This window comes from Streptomyces antimicrobicus (assembly GCF_020532625.1).
Classification (GTDB): domain Bacteria; phylum Actinomycetota; class Actinomycetes; order Streptomycetales; family Streptomycetaceae; genus Streptomyces; species Streptomyces antimicrobicus.
The window spans coordinates 1-1,974 of sequence record NZ_JAJAUY010000263.1; the positions used below are offsets into that span (position 1 = coordinate 1).

The following is a 1,974-nucleotide window of genomic DNA, read 5'->3' on the forward strand; positions in this document are numbered from 1 at the left end:
CTGCGCGGTTTCCGCATCGAGCTCGGTGAGGTCGAAGCCGTGCTGGCCGGTCATGCGGCGGTGTCGCAGGCGGCGGTGGTGGTCCGCGAGGACACCCCGGGCGTCAAGCGGCTCGTGGCGTACGTGGTGACCACGGACGCGGCCGTCTCGGGTGCCCAGCTGCGTGCCGCGGTCGGTGAGGTGCTGCCGGACTACATGGTGCCGTCGGCGGTGGTGGTGCTGGAGCGGCTGCCGTTGACGGTCAACGGCAAGCTCGACCGCCGTGCGCTGCCCGCGCCCGACTTCGGTGGTCCGGGCGGTGAGCCCGGGCGGGCCCCGCGCACCCCGCAGGAGGAGATCCTGTGCGACCTGTTCTCCCAGGTCCTCGGGGTCCCGGTCACCAGCGTCGACGACAGCTTCTTCGACCTCGGCGGCCACTCCCTGCTCGCCACCCGCCTGGTGAGCATGGTGCGGGCCGTGTTCGACGCCGAGCTGCCCGTCCGGGCCCTGTTCGAGTCGCCGACCGTGGCCGCGCTCGCCGGACTGCTGGACGGCGCCGCCGAGGGACGTACGGCCCTGCGCCCCGTCGCGCGGCCGGACGTCGTCCCGCTGTCCTTCGCCCAGCGCCGCCTGTGGTTCCTCAACCGCTTCGAGGGCGCCGACGCGACGTACAACATCCCGCTGGCCCTGCGCCTGGACGGCGAGCTGGACCGGGGTGCGCTCACCGCCGCCCTCGCCGACCTCGTCGGCCGGCACGAGGCGCTGCGCACCCTGTTCCCGGAGACCGACGGCACCCCGCGCCAGCAGATCCTCGACGCGGAGGCCGCCGCCCCGGTGCCCGCCGTGGTCGAGGTCGGCGAGAAGGAGCTGCCCGAGGCGCTCGCCGCGTCCGCCGGCTACGCCTTCGACCTCTCCTCCGAACTGCCCTTCCGCGTCACGCTCTTCGAGGTCGCGCCCGAGCGGCACGTCCTGCTGCTGGTCGTGCACCACATCGCGGCCGACGGCTGGTCGCTCACGCCGCTCGCCCGTGACCTGTCCCAGGCGTACGCGGCCCGCCGCGCGGGCGTCGCACCGCACTGGGAGCCCCTGCCGGTGCAGTACGCCGACTACACGCTCTGGCAGCGTGAGGTGCTCGGCGAGGAGGACGACCCGGACAGCCCGATCGCGCAGCAGCTCGCCCACTGGAAGGACACCCTGGCCGGGATCCCCGAGGAGCTGCCGCTGCCGTTCGACCGGCCCCGCCCGGCCCGTGCGAGCCACATCGGCGACGTGGTGCCCTTCACCGTGGACGCGGGGCTGCACGGCCGGCTCACCGAGCTGGCCCGGACCACCGGCACGAGCATGTTCATGGTCGTGCAGGCGGCGACCGCGGCCCTGCTGCACAAGCTGGGAGCCGGTACGGACATCCCGATCGGCACCCCGATCGCGGGCCGCACCGACGCGGCGCTCGACGAGCTGATCGGCTTCTTCGTCAACACCCTGGTGCTGCGCACCGACGTCTCCGGTGCCCCCACGTTCCCGGAGCTGCTGGCCCGGGTCCGGGAGACCGACCTCGCGGCCTACGCCCACCAGGACGTGCCGTTCGAACGGCTGGTGGAGGTCCTCAACCCCGAGCGCTCCACCGCCCGGCACCCCCTGTTCCAGGTCAACCTGACCTTCCACAACACGGCCTCCGTCGAGCCCGGGCTCGCCCTGCCCGGTCTCACCGCCGGCGGCCAGGACATCGCCCACACCGTCGCCAAGTACGACCTGTCCCTCAGCCTGACCGAGCAGCACGCGCCCGACGGCACGGCGGCCGGCATCGAGGGCGGCATCGAGTTCGCGACCGAGCTGTTCGACCGCGACACCGTCGAACTCCTCGCCGGACGCCTCGGCCGGCTGCTGGAGCAGTGGGCCGCGGACCCGGAGCTGACGCTCGACCGGATCGACGTCCTGGAGCCCTCCGAATGGGAGCGGGCCCTGGGCACCCCGGAGGCCGCGTTCGACCCGTCCGAC

Annotated in this window: 1 protein-coding gene; it reads left to right on the forward strand. The window is 73.8% G+C overall.

Features of this window, described 5'->3' with window-relative positions:
• A partial coding sequence (locus tag LG632_RS29965; protein WP_226731073.1) for a condensation domain-containing protein occupies positions 1-1,974 on the forward strand: 1,974 nt, incomplete at both ends.